Annotated in this window: 16 protein-coding genes; 8 read left to right on the top strand and 8 right to left on the bottom strand. The window is 38.4% G+C overall.

What is annotated here, in order from left to right; genetic code table 11:
- Positions 1 to 472: 472 nt before the first annotated feature.
- From EV200_RS12120 to EV200_RS12105, 4 genes are all read right to left on the bottom strand, one after another.
- Entirely contained in the window at positions 473 to 970 is a 498-nt protein-coding gene (locus tag EV200_RS12120) for a SixA phosphatase family protein (RefSeq protein WP_132532925.1), read from the bottom strand.
- The gene (locus EV200_RS12115) at positions 963 to 1,994 is read right to left on the bottom strand and encodes a glycosyltransferase family 9 protein (protein WP_132532923.1); all 1,032 of its coding nucleotides are present in this window, start codon (positions 1,992 to 1,994) and stop codon (positions 963 to 965) included. The genes EV200_RS12120 and EV200_RS12115 overlap by 8 nt, the downstream gene beginning before the upstream one ends.
- A 62-nt stretch (positions 1,995 to 2,056) precedes the next feature.
- Entirely contained in the window at positions 2,057 to 2,659 is a 603-nt protein-coding gene (locus tag EV200_RS12110) for a DUF4254 domain-containing protein (RefSeq protein WP_132532921.1), read from the bottom strand.
- 217 nt (positions 2,660 to 2,876) lie between these two features.
- Entirely contained in the window at positions 2,877 to 4,553 is a 1,677-nt protein-coding gene (locus EV200_RS12105; RefSeq protein ID WP_132532919.1) for a DNA polymerase/3'-5' exonuclease PolX, read from the bottom strand.
- 303 nt (positions 4,554 to 4,856) lie between these two features.
- Here EV200_RS12105 and EV200_RS12100 point away from each other — a divergent pair, with 303 nt between their 5' ends.
- The 3 genes from EV200_RS12100 to EV200_RS12090 all read left to right on the top strand — a co-directional run bounded on the left by EV200_RS12100 (position 4,857) and on the right by EV200_RS12090 (position 8,098).
- Positions 4,857 to 5,747 carry an SMP-30/gluconolactonase/LRE family protein gene (locus tag EV200_RS12100; protein WP_132532917.1) on the top strand — a complete coding sequence of 297 codons (891 nt, stop codon included), beginning with the start codon at positions 4,857 to 4,859 and terminating at the stop codon, positions 5,745 to 5,747.
- Between the two features lie 363 nt (positions 5,748 to 6,110).
- Complete coding sequence (locus EV200_RS12095) at positions 6,111 to 6,557, top strand: hypothetical protein (RefSeq protein ID WP_132532915.1); 447 nt, start codon at positions 6,111 to 6,113, stop codon at positions 6,555 to 6,557.
- A gap of 218 nt (positions 6,558 to 6,775) precedes the next feature.
- Positions 6,776 to 8,098: a rhamnogalacturonan acetylesterase gene (locus EV200_RS12090; RefSeq protein ID WP_132532913.1), complete on the top strand. Its 1,323-nt coding sequence runs from the start codon at positions 6,776 to 6,778 to the stop codon at positions 8,096 to 8,098.
- Positions 8,099 to 8,371: 273 nt separating this feature from the next.
- Here EV200_RS12090 and EV200_RS12085 read toward each other — a convergent pair whose 3' ends face one another.
- From EV200_RS12085 to EV200_RS12070, 4 genes are read right to left on the bottom strand one after another with little or no spacing between them, the layout of a single operon-like run.
- Entirely contained in the window at positions 8,372 to 9,307 is a 936-nt protein-coding gene (locus tag EV200_RS12085; RefSeq protein WP_132532911.1) for a glycoside hydrolase family 43 protein, read from the bottom strand.
- 11 nt (positions 9,308 to 9,318) lie between these two features.
- Complete coding sequence (locus EV200_RS12080) at positions 9,319 to 11,247, bottom strand: glycoside hydrolase family 97 protein (protein WP_132532909.1); 1,929 nt, start codon at positions 11,245 to 11,247, stop codon at positions 9,319 to 9,321.
- 6 nt (positions 11,248 to 11,253) lie between these two features.
- On the bottom strand, positions 11,254 to 12,795 hold the full coding sequence (locus EV200_RS12075) for an alpha-N-arabinofuranosidase (RefSeq protein ID WP_132532907.1): 1,542 nt from the start codon (positions 12,793 to 12,795) through the stop codon (positions 11,254 to 11,256).
- A gap of 18 nt (positions 12,796 to 12,813) precedes the next feature.
- Positions 12,814 to 14,811, bottom strand: coding sequence for an alpha-L-arabinofuranosidase C-terminal domain-containing protein (locus EV200_RS12070; RefSeq protein WP_229676726.1), 1,998 nt, complete (start codon positions 14,809 to 14,811; stop codon positions 12,814 to 12,816).
- A 387-nt stretch (positions 14,812 to 15,198) separates the two neighbouring features.
- On the opposite strand from EV200_RS12070, the gene EV200_RS12065 reads away from it, so the two are divergent.
- The 5 genes from EV200_RS12065 (at position 15,199) to EV200_RS12045 (ending at position 24,655) form a co-directional block, all read left to right on the top strand.
- On the top strand, positions 15,199 to 17,622 hold the full coding sequence (locus EV200_RS12065) for a glycoside hydrolase family 95 protein (RefSeq protein ID WP_132532905.1): 2,424 nt from the start codon (positions 15,199 to 15,201) through the stop codon (positions 17,620 to 17,622).
- 49 nt (positions 17,623 to 17,671) lie between these two features.
- Positions 17,672 to 19,492, top strand: coding sequence for a rhamnogalacturonan lyase (locus EV200_RS12060; protein ID WP_244312994.1), 1,821 nt, complete (start codon positions 17,672 to 17,674; stop codon positions 19,490 to 19,492).
- A 67-nt stretch (positions 19,493 to 19,559) separates the two neighbouring features.
- The gene (locus EV200_RS12055; RefSeq protein WP_132532903.1) at positions 19,560 to 20,327 is read left to right on the top strand and encodes a rhamnogalacturonan acetylesterase; all 768 of its coding nucleotides are present in this window, start codon (positions 19,560 to 19,562) and stop codon (positions 20,325 to 20,327) included.
- 69 nt (positions 20,328 to 20,396) lie between these two features.
- The gene (locus tag EV200_RS12050; protein ID WP_132532901.1) at positions 20,397 to 21,191 is read left to right on the top strand and encodes a rhamnogalacturonan acetylesterase; all 795 of its coding nucleotides are present in this window, start codon (positions 20,397 to 20,399) and stop codon (positions 21,189 to 21,191) included.
- Positions 21,192 to 21,748: 557 nt separating this feature from the next.
- A complete protein-coding gene (locus EV200_RS12045; RefSeq protein ID WP_208864542.1) occupies positions 21,749 to 24,655 on the top strand; it encodes an exo-beta-1,4-galactosidase in 2,907 nt (968 codons plus the stop codon).
- Positions 24,656 to 24,695: the final 40 nt, after the last annotated feature.

Below are 24,695 nucleotides of genomic sequence, written 5' to 3'. Positions count from 1 at the left end.
GGCGATACGAATTATGAAATAACCAAAGGAGATAAGGTTATGAATTCACCGAAATGTCTATTGCCGGACTTTCGTTATTTATAGTTCAAAGATAATCTTTTTATAACAAATGTTATTATTTTTATTTTTTGGGAATGTACGTTCATTAGTGCTTTTGAAACTGTGCATCGTCTTCTCGACTGGAGTGCAGCGGAATGGGGAGATCTTTAAGATAAGTACTCCTATCAGTTAGTTACAAAGATTTCTCTACTGCGGTCGAAATGACGACAAGTAAAATTGCTTTTTACTTAATTTAAAGTTGGTGTAATTATCATAAGTGTTCTGAAGATTATGAATTGTCACTTGAAAACTGTTACAGATGGTTAACCACCCCCTGCCCCTCCTAAATTAGGAGGGGAGTTCCCCTCATAGCTCTATAATGTAAACTACCATTAATCTTCCGAACAACTGAGGTGTAATCACCAACCAAAAATTACATTTCATCACTATTTTTCGGATAATCAAAAAATACCAATTCTCCGGTGCCTTTACTGACCATTTGCCATGAATCAAAAGGGAAATTCATCAACACCATTCCGGCAGTTGGAATATTATAAATATCAGCATCGCTTAATTCGTTCGCTAAATCTGTAAATCCAGGGTTATGGCCGAACATCACAATAGTATCTGCAGCATCATCCAAACCATTAATTACTTTTAGAAGCGTTTTAGAATTTGCTTCATAAATTAATTCTTCAAATTGTATCTCATCAACCTGATACGCTTCTGCAAAATATTTTGCAGTAGATTTTGCCCGTTTTGCAGGACTACTTACTATCAAATCAAATTTGAAACCACGGTTGATCAATCGCTCTGCCATTTCCGGTGCGTTCTCTTTGCCCCGTTTATTCAGCGGACGATCAAAATCTGTTAAACCTGCATTTCCCCAGTCAGATTTTCCATGTCGAACCAACAATAATTGCTTAGCCATTTAAGTTTTCGTTAATTTTATTTACAATGGTTTGTGGCTCAATAATGTCCATGCAACTTTCAACACCACATAGGCAAGGTTTGTTTCCATAAATAGAATTTGGCCTTGAGGGATGTTCGATCTGAACACAATTGCTTTCGGATTGCCCATAGCCTAAGAAACCAGCATAAGGATGTGTTGGTCCCCAAATGGAAACTACAGGTACGCCTACCAATGATGCCATATGCATGCCGGAAGAATCCATGCTTACCATCAAATCGAGATTAGAAATAATAGCGAGTTCTTCAGAAAGATTGAAATCACCAATTAAATTATGAATGTTAGGGAAATTTGAAGCCCACTTTTCAGCAGTTTCCTGCTCTTGCCGACCTCCTCCAAAGATGAAAATTTCACAACCAGATTCCGATAAATTCGCGATTACTTCCCCCATCTTTTCTATGGGATAAACTTTATAAATATGTTGTGCGAAAGGGGAGATCCCTATTTTTTTTTTAAGCTTATCGGCAAATAAATGTTTAGCTTTTTCTGGTATTATTTGCGGCTTGTGATTTAGCCTTTGGCTTAACTCAAGCTTAAAACCCAATGCTCGAAAAACATCTGCATAGCGTTCAACGGTTTGACGAAGGGGTTTAAAGATTTTATTGACTGAACGCGTTAATGCTTTCTTTTCAGCTCTTCCTTTATCAATTCTTTTAATTTTTATTCCTGTAAAACGGAAGAAAGTTGAAACTGCCCTGCTGCGGAGATTATCATGCAAATCAGCTATAGCGGTAGGTTTATATTTTTGAAGTTCTTGATAAAGTTTGAACAATCCTAAAATACCTTTATGGGTTGTTTTAGGCTGAATGGCATGGAAGGTGAGGTTTTCGATTCCTCCAAAAAATGCCTGAAAAGCTTCCCGACTAACCATGATGATTTCCACAGTTGGATTTTGCTGTGAAAATTCTTTCAATACAGAAGCTACCATCGCTACATCGCCCATGGCTGAAAAACGTAAAACGATAATTTTTTCTGTTGATGCCATGTTGATGTCAATTGCTCCTCATTGCGAAAAGATTTCTTCTTTGTTCAATGAAGAATTTAGAACTAAGCTTTATTATACAACACCGGATTTAAACTCGGATCGTTATACATTTTCATCTGTTTATACACTTTCATGTATTTCTTGCCTGCTTCAATATCTGCCAGTAATTCATCAATACTGGTTGATAAATCTTCGCGCTGCGATAATAGAATATTAAGTTTAGTTTGGCATTGTAAACGGTGTTCGGCTGTAGCTGTTACACGTTCTGCTTCCTCCTGCATGTGGTAAATTTTCAGCGCCAGGATCGAAAGTCTGTCAATAGCCCATGCCGGACTTTCTGTATTGATTTTAGCTTCTGGCAGAGCAGTAATTCCGCGGTAAAGATTCAGGAAATAGCCATCAATAAATTCAACCATATCTGTACGTACCTGGTTTTGTGCATCTATCCGTCTTTTCCAGCTTAAACCTTCAACCGGATCAATGTTTGGATTACGAACCACATCTTCCATATGCCATTGTGCGGTATCGATCCAGTTTTTTACATATAAAAGATGCTCCAGGCTTTCTGCATCGTACGGATTTTCAACAGGGTAGTCAATATCGTCGAATTGATGGTAATCGGTAATAACCTGATTAAATATGCGGTTGGCAATTTCACTGATCATGAGGGCAAAGATATTAAATTTAGGATGATTACACAGATGATAAGATTACACAGATTTTTTATTTGATTGGATAGATTCTTTCAGAAGATTAAACCTCATAATGGGAATTAACTTTTCCCTAAACCCTAAACCTAGCACAAATATTTTTCAGCCGCAGATTCGCAGATTTTTATAACTAAGCCGTTTTATTAAAAAATTTTAATATGCGCATCTGCGGCTATCTTTTTCTACTATCAAAATACTTCGAAATTTCTTCTAAAGAAAAAGCATTCAAGCATTTATCTGCACTTAAGCCACCTTTCCGGGCAACCAGAACGCCATAACGTGTATCATGAAAACCATCAGTTCTGTGGGCATCTGGGTTTATAGAAAGCAGCACACCTTTTTCAAGCGCGTAACGATGCCAGCGCCAATCTAAATCTAATCTTAGTGGATTTGCATTAATTTCGATCACCACCTGGTTTGCAGCACAGGCATCAATAATTTTTTTATAATCAATGGGATAACCCGCACGACTCAACAACAGGCGGCCTGTTGGATGCCCTAAAATAGTGGTGTATGGATTTTCAATCGCTTTCAATAAACGGGCTGTTGCTTTCGCTTCATCCATTCTTAAATTACTGTGCACCGATGCCACTACGAAATCAAATGTTTTTAAAACATCATCTGAATAATCAAGAGAGCCATCACTTAAAATATCACTCTCAATCCCCTTGAAGATTTTAAAAGGAGCCAGTTTTTGATTCAATTCGTCGATTTCCTGATGTTGGCCAAATACCCGTTGCTCATTTAACCCCTTGGCATAAACCGCAGTTTTGGAGTGATCGCAGATTCCCAGGTATTCGAGATTTAAAACATCCTTACAATAAACCGCCATCTGCTCTAAAGTATGTACGCCGTCACTCCAGGTAGAGTGATTGTGCAGGCTGCCTTTTAAATCCTTGTCGGTTATTAAAACTGGTAGCTTATCGGCTTTAGCCAATTCAATTTCATCAAAATCTTCACGAAGTTCAGGTTCGATAAAAGATAGTCCAGCTTTGGTGTAAATTTCATTTTCATTAGCAAAAGGACCATCACCAGCAAGTTTAAGTACTTTTTCTGCATGCTCAGGATTTCCGGTAAGCTTAAACCATTCCAGATAAAAATCTGATTTATTAACTACAAAGATTTTAACTCTTAAACCGGCCTCAGTAGTGGTCATAAAAGCTTCTTCACCAGCAATGAGTGATAAGGGCTTAAAAAATGTTAATTGATCCTGAACATGTTCTATATTTTCCGCTCCGATAACAATTTCAAGCTCGTCAATAATTTCACAGGCCCGGCGGTATTGCCCTGCAAATCCCAGTAACGAATGGTTATCTATGGTGATCAACCACTCTGAAATCTGTGTAAACAATGTGTTGGCATAGCCTTCCACTTGTGCAAAAAGAAATCTGCCATTCGCTGCCAGTTTAAATTCAATGGCATTTTTGATCTCTTCCTGGGTTTTTAAACCAAAACCTTTAGCCTCAATCAAGCGGTTTTCATTACAGGCGTAATACAGCTCACCAATGCTCTCAATACCCAGTGTTCTCCAGATGATCAGGATTTTTTTAGGGCCAATACCTTTAATACCAAGCATTTCAATCACACCTTCCGGCGTTTGCCCAATGATATCATTGAGTTCTTTCAACTCGCCGGTTTGCAGTAACTCTACTATTTTTGCGGCTAAACCTTTGCCTATCCCTTCAATCTGATCAATTTCATTTATGGGCTTATCCTTCAGTGCAAAAGGTAATTTATCTACTTTAAAATAAGCATTGGCGATTGATTTTATTTTAAAAGGATTCTCCTCATGCAATTCCATTAACTGCGATAAAAAGCGTAGCGTACGGGCGATGGTTTTGTTTTCCATAAGCGGTAAAATTATAAAATATTGCGCTAAAACTCTTGTGGATGGTCATTTTTCAAAGAGAAATGATAAGGCATTGTTCTTCAATGATAAAAGCTGTTAAAATGATTTTTGGGTTTAAGTCTGACCCTATTTTCCTGTAAATGAAATTGGAAAGCAGATTTAAATGGTAATCAGACAGCAGCAAATGTGATGACTTTTTTAAATTTGAAGGCATAAATTAGGCGGAGAAACCAGCATCAATAATGATCTTTTCACTTGTATGCCGAAAATTAAATCTCCACATTGCGAGCCAAATATCATATGATGAAAAAATACTTCTTGATGCTGTGGTGTATGACCGGAATTTATTCCATAGTTTTTGCACAGGCAACCCGTCCTATATTTATTCAGGATAGTTTAAAACTAATTTCTTCGCAATTTAAGTTTACCGAAGGCGCATCTGTTGACAGGCTGGGCAATGTTTACTTTACCGATCAGCCGAATGATAAAATCTGGAAATATGACATCAATGGAAAACTGAGCTTGTTTATGGGAAAATCGGGTAGGGCCAATGGCACTTATTTTGATAAAAAAGGCAATTTGATCGTTTGCGCTGATGAACACAATGAGATCTGGGCAATTGATCAGAATAAAAAGGTAACTGTTTTATTTTCCGATTTTGAAGGGAAAAAGGTAAATGGTCCGAATGATCTTTGGATAGACGCCAAAGGTGGGATTTATTTTACTGATCCTTATTACCAGCGTGATTACTGGACAAGAAAATCGCCAGAGCTTGATGGTGAAAAGGTATATTATCTGGCAAAAGGGAAAAAGTCAGCAAAAATAGTAGCAGAAGGAATGGTACGGCCAAATGGTATTGTGGGTACGCCTGATGGAAAATATATATATGTTGCCGATAGAAATGCTGATGTTACCTATCGATATGAGATCAATCCTGATGGTTCATTAAGCAATCGGAAACTTCTTTTTAAACAAGGATCAGATGGGATGACATTAGATAGGGCTGGAAACATTTATATTACTGGAAAGGGTGTGGATATTTATCAGTCAGATGGTGAAAAAATCGGACATATTGATGTGCCGGAAGAATGGTGTGGCAATATCTGCTTTGGTGGAAAAGATCGAAATATCCTTTTTATCACAGCATCTAAGTCTTTATACATGATAAAAACGACCATGAAAGGTGTTGAATAATAAGCTCTTGATGTGTATATTATATTCTATTCATTTATGCAGATTAAAATGAACTGAATTTTTTTCTGTTCAGTTTATTCAACCCCCTAGAATGTTAAAGTGATTATTTAGTTTTGAGTTCCTACTTATAGGGATAGACAACTAAAAAAAGGCCTTTTCAGGATTGAAAGGCCTTTTTCTTTTTTTATAGCCGTTTATATAATTCTAAAACATGCATAATCTCGAATTCATAGAATCAGGCAACACAATTCTGTGTAAATCTGTATAATAGTGTAAACTTGGCTTTACAATTTTTGATCATAATCAGATGATATTGATGAATTGCTGCCGATCAGCATTAATTTTGCGTCAAATTATCTGATTATGAAACAATTGTCCATTTTATTTTTGCTCCTATCCGCTTTTGTAAAGCTAAATGCACAGCAAAAACCAAAAGCGCTTACTGCAAAAGTGGTATATGACGCGGTTTATCAAGCAGAAAAGGGAATGAAAATTTATCCGAAAATTCAAGGTAGAAGAAATGATCATGCAGATTTGTTATTTAATACCTGTTTTTATCTTGAAAATGGAAAGGAATTAAATAGATTTAACAACTTTTATTGTTGCGAAAGTGGGAAAATTGCTTCGGCTGGATATTCATCATCCCAGAATTCAATTGGAAATGAAGGACTATTTATTTTTATACCTTATGCTAAACTAAACCTTAGTCCGAAGAAAGTACATAAAGTTAAATTTGCCCTAATGGCGTTTGAACAAGACCAATCGCCAAAATCAAGTGTGTATTACCACAGCATCATCAATATGCTATAAAGCTGATTTTTATCCCAGCTGATTTAAAAATTAGGTTATTTTTCAATAGAACAGGTTACTACAGGATAGTTCGGTACAATAGTTTTTGCACATTTGAACGCTAAATTTTTAGTTTAGTGCAACCAAATATTAATGTTTATAAAACATTTCGGGCTTCGTAAATCAGCAAGGAATTTTGGTGAACAGCAAAAATTTTAACCTTCAATTCAAGAACCCTCATGAATTATAAGCCTGTAATGCTCCTCAAAATTTTCCTGCTTACGGTATTTTCATCATTTGCACAGCAAACGCATTATAAATTTGATTTTGGTTCTGGAAAAATTTCTAAAGTTAGCCTAAATGTTTTACCTGAAACCAGATTTGAAAGCAATGGAAAATATGGTTTCGATTTTAACTCTAAAGTTCAAGGTATAAAACAGAAAGGTAAAAATACCCATTTGACTGATGGCGTAATGGGTGATCAACCTTTTTACTTTTCAGTGGCTGTACCCGAAGGGAATTACCAGGTAACGCTAACCATGGGAGATGCAAAAATAGCAACATCAACCACTGTTAAGGCGGAATCTCGCAGGTTGATGTTAGAAAATGTACAAACGAAAGCCGGCCAGTTTCTAAAAAAAACTTTTATTGTAAATATTAAAAATCGAAATATTGCAGGCGGCCAGTTAGTAGCTCTAAAACCCCGCGAACTCACCAAACTGGATTGGGATGATAAGCTAACTTTGGAATTTGACGGTCATACTGTGCTGAAGACTATAGAAATTGAAAAAGTGGATAATCAGATCACTGTGTTTTTGGCTGGAAACTCTACGGTGGTCAATCAGGATGATGAACCCTGGGCCTCGTGGGGACAAATGATTCCCCGGTTTTTTAAACCCGGCGTAGCCATTGCCAATCATGCAGAATCTGGATTAACCTTGGGTTCTTTTATCGGGAGCAAGCGTTTAAGCAAAGTCTTGAGTGTAATGAAACCCGGAGATTATTTATTTATCGAATTCGGACACAACGACCAAAAAGAGAAAGGAGCGAATAATGGTGCCTATCAATCTTATACCGAAAGGCTTAAAATGTTTATTGCCGAAACCAGAAAAAAAGGTGGGATTCCGGTAATTGTCACTTCAACCAGCAGAAGGTCATTTGATTCGACAGGTAAAATTCAAAATACTTTAGGCGATTTTCCTGATGCTGCCAGGAAGGTGGCTAAATCTGAAAACGTCGCTTTAATCGATTTGAATAAGATGACTACCCAATTGTTTAATGCATTAGCTGAAGAGAGATCAAAAAAAGCTTTCGTACATTATCCTGCAAACCGTTATCCTGGGCAAGATAAGCCTTTAGCTGATAATACCCATTTTAACCCATATGGCGCTTATGAAATTGCTAAATGTGTGGTTCTTGGAATTAAGCAGCAAAAATTAGGCTTAAGCAAATATTTAATAAATGATCAACCAAATTTTGATCCAACTCAGCCAGATGATCCAATGAGTTGGGTTTGGTCTGAAAGTCCTAAAAGCAGTTTGGTTAAGCCTGATGGGAATTAAATTTATCACCGACTTACGAAGTTTTGGTGGGTATGTGGAAGGCAAAACTTCGTAAGTCTAAATGTAGATTTAAATTATAATGAGTTCGTAAAACTGGCGAAGTTCTGCCACGCTTCAGGCCTTTGAAACTTCGCAAGTTAGCACTTGGTTTACAAAGTTTAGGTAGATAGGTGAGATGGGAAAGCTTCGTCAATCTAAATGTAAATTATAATGAGTTCGTAAAACTGGCGAAGTTCTGCTACGCTTCAGGCCTTTGAAACTTCGCAAGTTGGTTTACTGCTTTAGCAACAGGTTAAGTTCTTTCTGTTTTATGATTAAAATTGTTCCATGTCTTAATCCTTTTGGTAAAGAAATCCGATCCGAAACATCTTTCCAGTTTTTTAAATCTGATGACAGGATTGCGCCATATTGATGGTCGCGGTATTTATCAAAGTACACCAGCCAATCTTTTCCCACCTTAACAGTAGTTGGTCCCTCGGCCCAATAATTCCCTGTTATCGGCTCAATGGCTGTTGAATAAGGGCCAATAAGTTGATCTGCGTAAGCAATTTTAATATTCTTTTGCACTGGCTCCCGGGTTTCATCTTTTATAAACATTATGAATTTTCCATGATCCTTTACGATGGATGCATCAATTACATTAAATCCAGGCTCGTAAAGCAATCTCGTTTCAGAGAAATTTTTAAAATCCTTGGTAGTAGTATAATATATTCTATGGTTATAAGCATCTTCCATTTTCGATGCCGTTTCGGGAAATTTACCTGTAACCGTAGAAGCCCAATAAATCATGTAGGTTTTGGTGCCACTGTCATAAGTAATTTCAGGTGCCCAGGTATTTCGGGTACCTTCTTCTTTAGCCATAACCGGAATAAATTGTTGTTCACTCCAGTTAATTAAGTCCTTTGAACTGGCGTAGCCGATGCCCTTATCTTTCCAGCTCACTGTCCATACCATATGAAATAATCCATCTGCGCCACGAATGATACAAGGATCTCTCATTAACTTATCCTTACTTACGGAAGGCTTTAAAAAGGATGAATCATTTTTTAAAGCCTTCCATTGATAGGCATCATGGCTGTAGGCCAGATGCAAACCATCTTGCCCGTTATTTTTAAAATAAGCAAATAAATAAACATCCTTATTCAATTGAGCCTGCCCATCAAAATGTGCACAAAGCAATAATAAAGTTATATAGAACAGTTTTCTCATCAGCTAATTTATTATTCTATAACCATCACGAATCCACCATAAGGTTTCATCATTATTTTAGTGTTGGTGCTTGATGTTAGATCACTTTGAACAAATGAACGATCTTCGTTACCATCGAGAATCAACTTTCCTTTTTTACCAAATTTAGTGCTGTCGAAGGATATTTCTTTCGCATTATTTTCACCGTTAATTCCAGCGATATACCATTTATTTCCAGCCTTTCTAGCCATTACCACAAACTTTCCAGGATAACCATCAATTAGTTTGGTATCTGTCCAGCTTGCTGGAAACTCTTGTAAAAAGGTTTTTACATAGGCAGGAACTTTCGCCATTCCTTCAGGTGTTTCTGCCAGGTGTTGTATGCCAGAATGGAAAATGATTGGTAAAGCCAGTTCAAAGGTACTGGTGGTTTTAAGGTTAATGTTTGGCAGTTTATTTAGCGACATTGGCGTAAAATCCATCGGATCGAACACATTTCTGGTAAATGGAATGGTGGTAGCATGAGCAGGCTCTTCATTTGCATTGTCCTGTTCGAAAGTGATAAATTCCATTCCCTTAATTGATTCCATGGTAACCAGGTTTGGATAGGTGCGTTGCCAGCCTCTTGGCAAAGTAGCGCCATGGCAATTTACACTCAAACCAAATTTCGCTGCATCTTCAAAAATTTCTAAGTAATATTTAATCATCGATTGCCCATCGCCACCGAAGAAATCTACCTTAATGCCTTTAATTCCCATTTTTTGGAGCATAGCGAATTCTTTCTCACGGCTTTCTTTAATGGTCAGCTTATTTTTGGGTGTATATTTTACGGTGTTCCAGTCGCCGGCAGAATTATACCAAAGGAGCAGTCCAACATTTTTTGTTTTTGCATAATCGGCCAGTTCCTGCATTTTTTCATAGCCAATTTTTCTATCCCAATCGGCATCAATTAAGCAATATTCCCATTTCATATCGGCAGCAAAATCTATATACCTTCTTTGAACATCGTAAACAATGGAATTATCTTTTAAAATAATCCAGCTCCAGGAAGCCTTACCCAGCTTAAACTGATCGGGATTAATATTGCTTTTAGCCGGATAGGCCAGATCTGTGCCTAAGGTAGATTCTGTTACTGTTTTCAAGCTGCCCACAGCGATAATCCGCCAAGGCGTATACCATGGCAATGAAGATTCAGGATTTACATTCTGTCCGGTAAATGCCTCCCTTTGATCCGGAAAGCCGATCTGGTAGTTGCCATCTGGAGAATTTTGTTTCAGGCGGGTAGCACAGTAATTACCATCTAAACCAGTTTCCGAAACCAATAACCAAGTGTCTTTATAATGGAATAAAGCCGGATAAACCCACCCCGCTTGTGTTGGCGAAGGTGTACCTACATTAATCTCCTTTTTATAATTTTCCTCATAAGATGGGTTGGTGCCTTCCCAGCCAGTTTTAGCAACTGACATGGGCTGCATCCATGCTTTTGAATTTTCAAAGAAATGAAAAGAGGTTTTTTCTTCTGATAAGGCTTTAACATTTGCATCGCGATCTGGAAAATAATACCGGAAGGCAATACCATCATTCGATACCTGAAAGATCAAATCCATTTTCTTTTTAGATTGACTTTCAAGATGGATGATTCTCTTATTGGCTAAATAATTATTGACCAATCGTTTGGCATTTTTTAGCGTGTAAATATCCTTTACAGTTTCATTTTTAGAAACGGAAAGCAGGCGAAGATTTTTAGAAAAATCTTCATCAGTTCTAACTAAACCTAATGTTGACGTGTTCAAAACTTGTGCTCCGTTTTTACTTATCGTGTACAACAGCTGCTGGTCTTTTAAAAAAACGTTAACCTTTAGTGTTTGATCAGGACTGCTGATTTCATATTTAGTTTGGGCTTTAACCGTTTGTAAAACCGTAAATATAGAAAGGGCAATGGTGATAATTTTGTATTTCATGTTTAGTTATTTTAATTCCAGAACCACTATAGATTTCGCAGGAAGTTCTACTTTAAGCATATTTCCTGATTTTTTAGCGCCACTAAATTTTGCGTTTACCACCTTATTTGATACAGCAAATGTGTTGATATCCGTTAATTGAGCTGAAGTTAAAATTTGGCCAGTTACAGTTTTCCATTTCAGATTACCCAGATCGGTATTTAAAGAAATTTTATTTTTTGGATCGAGGTTAACCAGTGAAATATGAACGGCACCTGTAGAATCCTGTGAAGCTGAAACATTTAAGGCTGCAATCTTTTTATCGCCTAATTTATAATCTGGACTGGCGAAATTAATCGGTAAATACTTTGCATCCATATGTAGTTTATATAAGTCAAATACATGATAAGTAGGGGTGAGCAACATTTTATCTTTCTCGGTTAAGATAAGTGCTTGCAAAACATTGATTGTCTGCGCCAGGTTTGCCATTTTAACCCGGTCTGAATGGTTATTGAAAATATTCAGCGTTGTTCCGGCAATGAGGGCATCACGCAAGCTATTTTGCTGATAAAGAAATCCTGGGTTTGTACCTGGCTCCACATCCGTCCAGATTCCCCATTCGTCTACCACTAGGGCAACCCTCTTTTTCGGATCATATTTATCCATAATTGCAGCATGTTTGCTAACAATTTCTTCCATGCGTAAACAATTTTTCATGGTGTTGAAATATTGTTCCTCATCAAATTTTGTTGCCGAACCCTTCGATTTCCAGTTTCCTGTAGGTAAGGTATAATAGTGTAAGGTAAGTCCCCACATCCTGCCAGGACCAATATTTTTCATACAGGTTTCTGTCCAGTTATAATCTTCTGCATTGGCACCACTGGCAATCCGCTTTAATGGAGCGCCTGCATAATCTCTCGCATATGTGGCATATCTTCTGTAAAGGTCACTATAATAATCGGCCGTCATGTTGCCACCACAGCCCCAGCTTTCATTTCCAACGCCCCAAAAAGAAACCTTCCAGGGTTTATCCATTCCGTTTTGCTTGCGAATAGCCGTCATAGGGCTTACCCCATCAAAATTTAAATATTCTACCCATTTGGCCATTTCTTCAACGGTGCCGCTGCCCACGTTACCGGCGATGTAAGGTTCACAATCCAGCATTTTACAAAGATCAAGAAATTCATGTGTACCAAAACTATTGTCTTCAATTACGCCGCCCCAGTTTGTATTGACCATTTTCGGGCGCTGATCTCTAGGGCCGATGCCATCTCTCCAATGGTATTCATCTGCAAAGCAACCACCAGGCCAGCGCAAATTGGGTACCTTAATCTTTTTTAAAGCCTCAACCACATCCAGTCTGATTCGGCCTTTATTTGGGATGGTAGAATTTTCATCCACCCAGAAACCGTCATAAATACAGCGGCCTAAATGTTCAGAGAAGTGACCATAAATATGCCTGCTCACGGTTTGATCTCCTGATGATTTTATGGTCAGCAAGGTTTCTGTTTGCGCACAGGCAAACATAGCACTGCAAAACAGTGCTATGGAGAGAAGTGTCTTTTTCATTATATTTGGTTAGGATGATTAATTAAATGGAATCTTAAATACGTTGAATGAATAGGGTTTTAAGTTGATATTCAGTTTCTTATCTTTAATTTTTATAGCTGATATTTTAGGGCTAACGGCTTCAGGATTAGTAAAAGAATTTACCTGGTTTAAATTGCTGCTGGTCAATTCTTCTACAGTGCCCTTACTTTGTAATTTTCGTTTTCCTTCCAGATCAAAATCTATGGTTTTTGGCTGATCAGAGCTATTTGAGATTTTAATAATCAATTCTTTTTTCTTAGAATCTATCACAGAAGAGGCGTAAATTCCGTCCTGGCCAATGATATTCTTTCCATCCAGCGTAATGGAAACCACATCGGTTCCCTTATTGGTAGAAAATAATTTCTGTACATAATAATCTGGAGTTCCGTAAGATTGGAGATTATCTACCCAAATCATATCAGGTGCCCATTGCCATGCATCAATATGTGCGAAGAGTGGTGCATAGGAAGCCATTTGAACCACATCTGCATTTCTTTCCAAACCAGTCATTAATGAAGCAGAGGCCAGCGCACTTTGCCAGTTGTTGCGGTTGCTGCCTACATGGCTTTGATCGGCATGAACTGCATATTCTCCTACAAAAACTTTAGTGTCGTTTCTTGGGTAATTATCATAGCGACCTGCATTTTTTAAAAACCAATCAGCCGGACGATAGTAATGTTCATCTATAAAATCAGCTTTATTTTCTCTCAATGTGGTATTAAGTAAATTAAAGCGATCACCTTGTGGATCTGTTCCTGAGCTGTTAATCAGTTTAAAATCAGGGTATTTTGCTTTAATGGCTTTGGTGAAAATGGCCAGTCGCTCTAAATACTGAGGCCCCCAATTCTCATTTCCAACTCCCATCATTTTTAAATTAAAGGGCTTAGGATGTCCAAGATCTGCTCTTTTTTTACCCCATTTGGTGCTTACATCTCCATTCGCAAATTCGATCAAATCAAGTGCGTCTTGAACGTAAGGGTCCAATTCATCCAATGCAGCTACTTCACCAGAATTAAACTGACAAGCCATTCCGCAATTCAAAATCGGCAATGCATCTGAGCCAATATCTTCTGCCAGCTGGAAATATTCAAAGAAGCCAAGTCCGAAACTCTGAAAATAATCGGGAGCTGAACGGTCTGCAAATTCTGTATTCCAACGGTTGATGATTAACTTTCTGTCTTCTATCGGACCAATCGTGTTTTTCCATTGATAGCGATTGGCCAAATCTGTTCCTTCTACAATACAACCGCCTGGGAAACGGATAAAACCAGGTTTCATATCCGCCAGAAGCTGCACCATATCCGATCTCAAACCTTGTGGACGATTTTTCCAGGTGTCGCCCGGAAATAAGGAAATCATATCTAAATCTATCTTACCCTTTCCTTCAAAAGTAATGGCAAATTTTGCTTTTGGATCTGTTTGGGTAGCCGTAAAACTGGTAGATTGCTTTTTCCATTCATTGCCAGTGTCAGCTGGAACAAGGTTGCCCTCACCAATTACCTGATTATTAGCATCAAGAAGTTGAAGACGTAGTTTTACACCAGCTGCCAGCTGACGATACATCACTGAGAAATTATATTTGAGACCTTTTTTAACGCCTATTCCTTTGAAACCCTCATTGGTTATCCCGAAGACACCATTTTCATTGTTGATTTGAATATACCGTGGATTGGTGGAGTTAACATCCGCTCGGTTAACAACCAAAATCTCTCCTTCATTCGCTTTTTTGCGTTGAACTGTCCAGCCCATTAATGGCTTTGTAAATTCAAAAGACCTGTTTTTGATCAATTCAGCATAGATTCCTCCATCAGCACCAAAATTGATATCCTCGAAAAAGACACCCCACATATTAGGCTGAACTTTGGCGATAGATTGATCGATGTTAACTTTAACAATTTTAGTCTGTGCTTTTAAAACTGTTGGGCAAGCAATCATACTAAACGAAGCGGAAATGCATCCGAAAAGTATGCTTTTTAATGTCGTACTTGATTTCATTAAATTTAATATTTGGTTGATTATTCAGAAACTGCATAAATTTCAGTTTTCATCTTCTTTAAATTTGCCGAATCTCTTACTTATTATGGAAAGGTTTTTCGACCAATCCAAAGCAAGTCAGGCTACCAAAGATTACTTAGAAATTTTATTCAATTTTAAATCGTTTCTAAATGTAAAAGTAAAATATTTCAGATAATAAACGTTATATATACGATTATTTTTTAAAGATTTATGCTCATCTATTATTAGTGTCTCAGATGGTATCTAAAGTTTATGAAGGCAGGATGATACAGGATGGAACTTGTTAAGTTACAAGTTATATTGGGCATTTGAAATCATATTCATATCAAATATCAGTATCTTTCAACACCTAAATCACTAAAATTTATGAGACTTTTATACCTCAATTTACTGGTGTTAATGATTCCTTTTTGCACCACTTTAAAGGCACAACAATCTGATCGAAGTAAAACTTTATGGTACAAGCAGCCAGCCAAAAACTGGAATGAGGCATTACCTATTGGGAATGGAAGGTTAGGTGCTATGGTTTTTGGCCGGGTGGAGAATGAACTGATTCAACTTAATGAAGAAACCTTATGGACTGGTGGCCCGGCAGATACCAATCCAAATCCTGATGCCATTAAATATTTGCCGGAAGTTAGAAAGCAGCTATTTAGTGGAAATAATGATCAGGTAGTAAAACTGATGCAGAAAATGCAGGGACCTAATACGAATATGTATCAACCCCTGGCCAATCTTTTTCTGAAGCAAAAAATTGATGGAGAAGTGAGTAATTACCTCAGAACCCTGAATATTGCTGATGCAGTTGCAACGACATCGTTCACCGTAAATGGGATCAATTATAAAAGAGAAATATTTTCTTCTTATCCCGATCAGGTGATGGTTATGCGTTTAACAGCAAGTCAAAAAAATAAGTTAAATATGAGTTTTGGCTTGGGGCATGAGCTTGAACATCAAGTGAAGCACGAAGGAAAGAATCAAATTATACTTACGGGTAAAGCCAGAATCACCTCTGATGAACCAGGTAACACTAGACCATTAATTTACGCAGATAGCCTTCACCACAATGGAATGCGTTACCAAGCCAGGTTAAAAATTATAAAAACAGATGGAAAATTAAGCTATGATAGTCTCTTGAATGTAAGTGGCGCTTCAGAAATTCTAGTGATGATTTCTGGTGCGACCAGCTACAACGGTTTTGACCAGTATCCGGATCAGAACGGGCTCGACGAAAACGCAAAGGCAAATGGTTTTATTAAAAATGCTGAGATAAAGCCGTTTGAAATCTTAAAGAAAGCTCATGTTAAGGATTATCAAAATTATTTTAACCGCTTATCCATCAATCTTAATGATGCCGGAGGTTTATTGACGGATGTACCAACAGATGAACGTTTAAAAGCCTATAAGAATGGTCAGCCAGACTTTGGATTAGAAGAACTCTATTTCCAATTTGGCAGATATTTGTTGATTTCCTGCTCAAGACCAGGTGGAATCGCAGCGAATTTACAAGGCATCTGGAATGCTTCCATCAGGCCACCATGGCGAAGTAATTTCACCACCAACATTAACCTCCAAATGAATTACTGGCCAGCTGAAATGACCAATCTTTCTGAATTAACAGAGCCTTTAATCACCCAAATTAAACACATGGCGATAAATGGCGAAAAAACAGCCAAAAATTATTATGGTGCAAAGGGCTGGGCATTGCACCACAACTCTGATATCTGGGCGCAGACTAATCCGGTTGGGGAAGGAACAGGCGATCCAAAATGGGCCAACTGGGCCTTAGGAAGTCCTTGGGTTTCACAGCACCTTTACGAACATTATCTTTTTACGGGAGATCAGAAATACCTGAAAGACACAGCATACCCCTTAATGAAAGGAGCAGCACTTTTTTGTCTGGATTGGCTGGTAGAAAAAGATGGTTACCTGGTTACTGCTCCATCTACTTCACCTGAAAATAGCTATTTATTGCCTAATGGAAGTAAAGAGGTGGTAACCATTGGTTCTACGATGGATCTGTCTATTATTCGTGATCTTTTTAACAATATCATTGACGCATCTAAAGTTTTGAATACGGATCAGGCTTTTGCAAAGCTTATCAAACAAAAACGAGATCAGCTTCGTCCCCTTCAGATTGGAAAAAAAGGCAATTTGCAGGAATGGTATGGTGATTTTGAAGATGTAGAACCCCAGCACCGTCATGTTTCACATTTATTTGGTTTACATCCTGGCAGAGAGATTTCACCCCTAATAGATACCGTTTATTCAAATGCGGCCACTAAAACGCTTTTATTAAGAGGTGATGAAGGAACAGGCTGGAGTAAAGCCTGGAAAATTAATTTTTGGGCCAGATTGCTGGATGGAAACCATGCCTACAAAATGTATCAGGAATTACTTAAAAATTCGACATTAAATAATCTGTTTGATACGCATCCGCCATTTCAGATTGATGGAAACTTTGGTGCAACAGCAGGAATAGCAGAGATGCTTTTGCAGAGTCATTTGGGGAAAGTACAATTATTACCTGCACTTCCAAATGCCTGGAAAAAAGGGAATGTTAAAGGTTTGGTTGCCCGTGGTGGTTTCGTGATAGACCTGTATTGGGACAATGGCCAGCTTACCAAAGCATCCGTCTTATCTAAAAATGGAGGTGCTTTAAACCTTCTGACAAATGTGGATATCAAAGCAAAAGGCAATCAGCAGATTAAAAAGAATGGATATTACAGCAATACGATGGAAACAAGTCCAGGCAAGATCTATGAAATTTCATTTACATCCGGTCAATAGCATCAGTTCAATGTCCGCATTTAGGCAAATTAGATCAAAGTTTATTTTGTTGATCATCATACTCTGCTGCACAATAAACGCACTTGCGCAACGCCAGATGGAGAAATTAGATCGTGGAATTGTCGCAGTTCGGAAAAGTGCAGATTCCGTTTTTGTGAGCTGGCGTATTTTAGGGACTGAACCTGAAGATATTACCTTTAATCTTTACCGCAAAACAGGAAACGAAGCTGAAAAAAAGTTGAATGCATCGCCTTTAACTAAAGGTACTTGTTTTTATGATGTTGGTGCTGATCTCAATAAGGTTAATCGCTATTTCATCAAGCCTATCTTAAATACTCATGAACTGGCAGCCGATAAACCTTTTGTTTTAGCTGCAAATACGCCTATTCGGCAATACCTGACTATTCCATTAAGAACCCCAGAGGGCTATACACCAAATGATGCATCGGTTGGCGACCTTGATGGCGATGGAGAATACGAAATTATTTTGCATCAAACTGGTCGAAGCCGCGATAACGCTTCCAATGGAATAACAGATCCACCAATTTTCCAGGCTTATAAACTAGATGGCACTTTTTTATGGGAAATTAATTTGGGTAAAAACATTAGAGAAGGGGCACATTACACCCAGTTTATGGTGTATGATTTAGATGGCGATGGCATTGCAGAATTTGCCTGCAAAACGGCCGATGGTACAGTTGATGGAAAGGGAAAAGTAATAGGCGATGCCACTAAAGATTACCGAAACCAAAATGGAAAGGTGTTGGACGGCCCTGAGTTCTTCACCATTTTCAGTGGTAAAACGGGTCAGGCTTTAGCCACTACAAACTATATTCCTTCCCGAGGGAATATCGGTGCCTGGGGCGGCAGGGGCGGAAACGGAAAAAATGATAGTTCGGGTAACCGGGTAGATCGGTTTACGGCCTGTATTGCCTATTTGGATGGCATCCATCCAAGTGTGGTCATGTGCCGTGGCTATTATGGTCGTACAGTACTGGCAGCGTGGGATTGGCGAAATGGAAAACTAACCTCCCGATGGGTATTTGATACCAAAGATGGGCGCAATCCTTATTCAGGTATGGGAAACCATAATTTAACGGTTGCTGATGTGGATGGCGATGGAAAAGATGAAATCATCTATGGTTCTATGTGTGTGGATGACAATGGCAAGGGTTTATACACCACTGGTTTAAGACATGGGGATGCATTGCATGTTTCTGATCTCGATCCTGAACGGCCCGGTCTGGAAGTTTTTGGTGTTCACGAAATTGAAGAAGGCACAAAAGGACCGGGGGCGGCACTTTATGATGCCAGAACAGGCAAAATTTTATGGCGTGGATCAGAGGATGAAGATGTGGGTAGAGGTGTGGCCGATAATATCGACAACACACGGGTAGGTGCACAGATGTGGTGGTCTGGTTCAAATGGATTGTTTGATATAAAAGGGCATAGAATTGGGGAGGAACCACGTTCTACCAACTTTTTAATTTATTGGGATGATGATCTTTCGCGTGAACTTTTGGATGGCAACCATATTGATAAATACAATGGAAAGAGACTTTTAACCGCTGATGGCGCTATCGCCAATAATGGAACCAAGGCTACGCCAGCATTAAGTGCAGATATTCTGGGCGATTGGCGTGAAGAGCTTATTCTTCGGTCTTATGATAATCAAAGCCTCCGGATTTACACCACAACCATTCCAACCGATCTCAGAAATTATACCTTAATGCACGATCCTCAATATCGATTGAGTATTGCCTGGCAAAATGTAGGTTATAACCAACCACCACATACAGGTTTTTATTTCGGGAAAGGAATGAAAAAAGCACCAAAACCTAATATTGTACTCGTAGAACCTGTGAAATAATGGTGTCATCGAATATATGATGATCGTATTAAAAGGATACAAGAATTGAAATAATATTAAAAATTAAATGAATTCACCAACATTAAAATTCCTGCTTGTAGCTGCAATCATGATGGTTACATTCGATTTTATTAAGCCGGCTAAACCCACTTTGCATATCATTGGCGACTCTACTGTTCGAAATTTGAACAAGGAAACCTGGGGATGGGGAACACCGATTGCTTTGCTTTTTGATACGACTAAAATTACAGTTGAAAATAATGCAATAGCTGGAAGAAGCACGAGAACATATTTATCAGAAGGAAGATGGGATCAGGTTTTACAAACTTTAAAACCAGGAGATTTTGTCACCATGCAATTCGGACATAACGATGGCAGCGTACCAGATACCACCAAAGCGGGTAGAAGAGGCGTTTTAAAAGGAACAGGTGAAGAAATAAAAGTACTAACCTGGCCGGATGGAAAAGTTGAAACTGTACATACTTATGGTTGGTATCTCAGGAAGTTTGTTCGGGATACGAAAGCCAAAGGTGCCACGCCAATTGTGGTTTCAATGATTCCAAGAAATGAATTTAAAAATGGCAAGGTCATTCGTGCCGATCAGGATTTTGGGAAATGGGCAGCAACTGTCGCAAAAGAGGAAAATGCTTACTTTGTCGACCTGAATAAAATCGTGGCAGATCAGTATGATGCCATGGGACCAGAGAAAGTTAAAGCTTTTTTTCCGGGCGATCATACCCATACCAATCTGGAAGGTGCTAAATTGAATGCACAATCGGTGGTTAAAGGAATTAAAAAATTAAAAAGTTGTAAGCTTAAAAATTATCTACTGTAAACCTACCAGGTTGAACTCGCATACTTAATCTAAAAATCGGTATCATCATCTACTTAGTATTATCATGAAATGAAATCAAAAAATAAATACTTTAGTCTGCTCTTATTGGCTGCATTCATCATCTTTTCATCCTGTATCGTTTTAAAGCAAAAAGATAAACCTACTTTATTTTTGATTGGCGATTCTACAGTCAAAAATGGGAAAGGAAAAGGCGACGGCTCTTTATGGGGCTGGGGAAGTTTCATCAGCGACTTTTTTAATAACGATAAAATTAATGTCGAAAATGATGCCCTTGGCGGAACAAGCAGCCGAACTTTTCAAACCAATGGTTTGTGGGAACCTATTCTGGCAAAAATAAAAAAAGGAGATTTTGTGATGATGCAGTTCGGACATAATGATAGCAGTCCGCTGGACGATACCGCCCGTGCCCGCGGAACCATTAAAGGCATCGGGATAGAAAGCAGAAATATCTACAATCCCATCAAGAAAAAGCAAGAAGTGGTTTATACTTACGGCTGGTATATGCGTAAATTTATCAGCGACATTAAAGCTAAAGGTGCCACACCAATAGTTTGTTCTTCTATTCCACGCAATCCGGTAAAAGATGGGAATGTGGTTTTAGTGGATGATTCATATGCTACCTGGGCGCAGGAAGTAGCCAAAGCAGAAAAAGTAGATTTTATACCCTTAAATCAGCTGATTAAGGATAAATATGCAAACCTATCAGCAGCGCAAGTGCAGGCTTATTTTACAGAAAAAGATCATACGCATACGAATGAGGCCGGTGCCAAATTAAATGCATCTCTGGTTGCTGAAGGCGTAAGAGCGCTAAAATCAAACCCGCTTAAAAGTTATTTGAAATGATTTCGTAGGTTAACCGACTTACGAAGTTTCGTTGGGAAAGCGTGCTTACCTAATGGTTGGTGTCTCACCAACCAGCTTGAGTATTCTGTTAATATTCTTAAATTTATATGCATTATCTTTTCGGTTGGTGAGGCACCAACCGAAAGATGGGTCTAAAATAGAAATCATATGTAAAACTGACGAAGTTCTGCTTCGCTAAGGCCTTTGAAACTTTGCAAGTTGGCTGTTCGACTTACTTACCTACTGGTTGGTGTCTCACCAACGAGCTTAAGTATTACGTTAATATACTTGAATTTATATGCATGATCTTTTCGGTTGGTGAGACACCAACCGATAGATGGGCGTGCTGGGAAACTTCGTCAGTCTAAATCAAAAACCATACACATTCGCACCGTCTCAAATATTTTACAGAAGCTATCAACCTAATTTTAACGTTTTTAGGCAATTGATCCAAATAAAGCAGGACACTACAGGTTGCCCAGGCATGTTTTTAATCCTATAATAGAGACTTTAACCAAGTATATCGAATGCTTTTGCATTTATTTCGCTTAAAAATTATGCAAATAATAAAATTTTTATTCCCTAAGTGGATTTTTGTTGTGGTTTGCTTCCTTTCCATATTTTCAATAGTTGCTTCTGCGCAAACGATTTCACTAAAGGGTAAATGGAGGTTTAAAATGGATGCCGGAGATGAAGGAATCAAGGCAAAATGGTATTCATCAGTTTTGTCAGAGACCGTTAATTTACCGGGTTCTATGGCCGAGAATTTGAAAGGAGACGACATCACCTTAAAAACAAAATGGACAGGAAGTATTTACGATAGCTCCTACTTTTTCCATCCCCGATTGGAAAAATATCGTAAACCAGGAAACATCAAAATTCCATTTTGGCTCACGCCAGCCAAGCACTACACGGGCGCAGCATGGTATCAAAAAGATGTTGAAATTCCAGCAAGCTGGAAAGATAAGAGAGTGGTTCTATCATTAGAATATCCACATTCAGAAACACGTGTGTGGATTGATCATGTAGAAATTGGCACGCAGTATACGTTTGTGGTCGCACAAAATTTCGAGCTACCGATCAATTTAAAGCCTGGAAAGCATACAATTACCCTTTTGATTGATAATCGGATTAAGGCTATAAATGTTGGCCAGGATTCACATAGCTTGACGGATCATACACAGGGAAATTGGAATGGGGTTGTGGGTAAAATGTTTTTACAGGCAGGCTCACCGGTTTATTTTGAAGATGTTCAGGTTTATCCCGATCTAAAGGAAAAATCTGCAAAAGTTAAGATAGAATTAAAATCCGGAGATCATCTGGCTTCAAAAGGTAGAATTACCTTGTCAGCCAAAAGCTTCAACACAAATAATATCATTCAGGTGAAGCCTGTGACGGTCCCTTATCAGCTCAAAAATGGAACTGGTCTGCTAGAAATTGATTTGCCGATGGGAGATAAAATTGCGACATGGGATGAATTTGATCCGGCGCTGTATCGCTTAACCGCTACTTTGCTCGCTGATGATGGCAAAAAAGATGAAAAGGAAATTCAGTTTGGTATGCGTGAATTTAAAGCTGTGGGCAGAAGTTTTGAAATCAACGGTCGCCCGGTATTTCTGCGTGGAACCGTAAACAATTGCGAATTTCCACTAACAGGCTATCCATCAATGGATGTGGCAGCTTGGGAAAGAATTTTTAAAATTTCTAAAGCACATGGCTTAAATCACATGCGTTTTCATTCCTGGTGCCCTCCTGAAGCTGCTTTTATTGCCGCAGATTTGACAGGATTCTATTTGCAACCAGAAGGGCCAAGTTGGGCCAATCATGGTACATCTATAGGTGAAGGAAAACCCATTGATCAGTTCATTTATGATGAAACTAACCGGATGAGCAAAAATTATGGCAATTATGCATCGTTTTGTATGATGGCTTATGGCAACGAACCTCGGGGCAGGCAAGTAGAATATTTAACTAAATTTAATAATTACTGGAAAGCGAAAGACTCACGTCGATTATATACGGGTGCCTCCGTTGGTGGCAGTTGGCCTGTAATTCCAAATAATGAGTTCATGGTTCGGGCAGGGGCGAGGGGCTTAGACTGGGGGAACAAACCAGAAAGCATTTCTAACTATGCCAAACAGATTGAGCAATTTACCGTACCATTTGTTGCACATGAAATGGGGCAGTACTGTGTTTTTCCAAATTTTGAGGAGATTAAAAAATACACAGGTGTTTACAAGGCGAAGAATTTTGAAATGTTTCAGGAAGATCTAGCTGATCATGATATGGCCGATCAGGCGAAGGATTTCTTAATGGCTTCAGGCAAATTGCAGGCTTTGTGTTATAAAAACGAAATTGAGAAAGCATTAAGAACACCAAACTATAATGGCTTTCAGCTGCTTTCATTAAATGATTATCCCGGACAAGGAACTGCTCTGGTTGGTGTATTGGATGCTTTTTGGGATGAGAAAGGTTACATCACGGCCAAAGAATTTAAACGGTTTTCTAACAGTACAGTTCCATTGCTTAAGGTTCCGAAATTTGTTTATACGAATAATGAAATCCTCAATGCTTCAATCGAAGTGGCTCATTTTGGCCAGGCACCATTAGTGAACGCCAAAATCTCATGGCGAATTAAAGATGTATCAGGATCGATTTTAGAAAAAGGAACATTTGACCAAAAATCTCTACCTATAGGCAATTGTATTCAGATTGGAGACATTCGTTTTGCGCTTAATTCGATTCAAAAAGCTACACAGCTAAATTTAGAGGTATCTATCAATGGAACTAAGTTCGCCAATGACTGGAACTTCTGGGTTTATCCTGCAGAACTTCCAAAGTTGAAAACCAGTTTTTATTATACCGAACAGCTGGATGATCAGGCCAGAAAAATATTAGATGAGGGTGGAAATGTATTTTTAAATGTTGCAGGCAAAGTGGTGAAAGGGAAGGAAGTGGTTCAAACGTTTTTGCCTGTTTTCTGGAACACTTCCTGGTTTAAGATGCGTCCGCCACATACCTTGGGCATTCTTTGTGATCCCAAAAATCCAGCACTTGAAAATTTCCCGACCGAAAATCACAGCGATATGCAATGGTGGGAAATTGTAAATAAAGCGCAGGTGATGAACCTTGAAGATTTCCCTTCAGGTTTCAGGCCAATTATCCAGCCGATCGATACCTGGTTTTTAAACCGCAGGTTAGCTTTGGTGATGGAAGCTAAAGTAGGGAAGGGGAAGCTTTTGATTTCCAGTGCTAACTTATCTCCCAATTTAAAAGATGTACCTGCTGCCCAACAACTGTATTTTAGCTTGGAAAAATATATGATGTCAGAGAAATTTAATCCAAAATATGAAGTTGCCTTCGAAACGGTGAAAGACATCTTTGAAAGTCCATCCAAAATTCAGTTCAATACCTTTACGAAAGATAGTCCGGATGAATTAAAACCAAAATCAAAAAACAATTAAAATCAAAAAATCGCCATAGCGAGGAATGAAGCAATCTTAA

Origin of the sequence: Pedobacter psychrotolerans, from assembly GCF_004340665.1 — a bacterium.
Lineage (GTDB): Bacteria > Bacteroidota > Bacteroidia > Sphingobacteriales > Sphingobacteriaceae > Pedobacter > Pedobacter psychrotolerans.
This window is presented reverse-complemented; position numbering and strand designations above follow the sequence as displayed.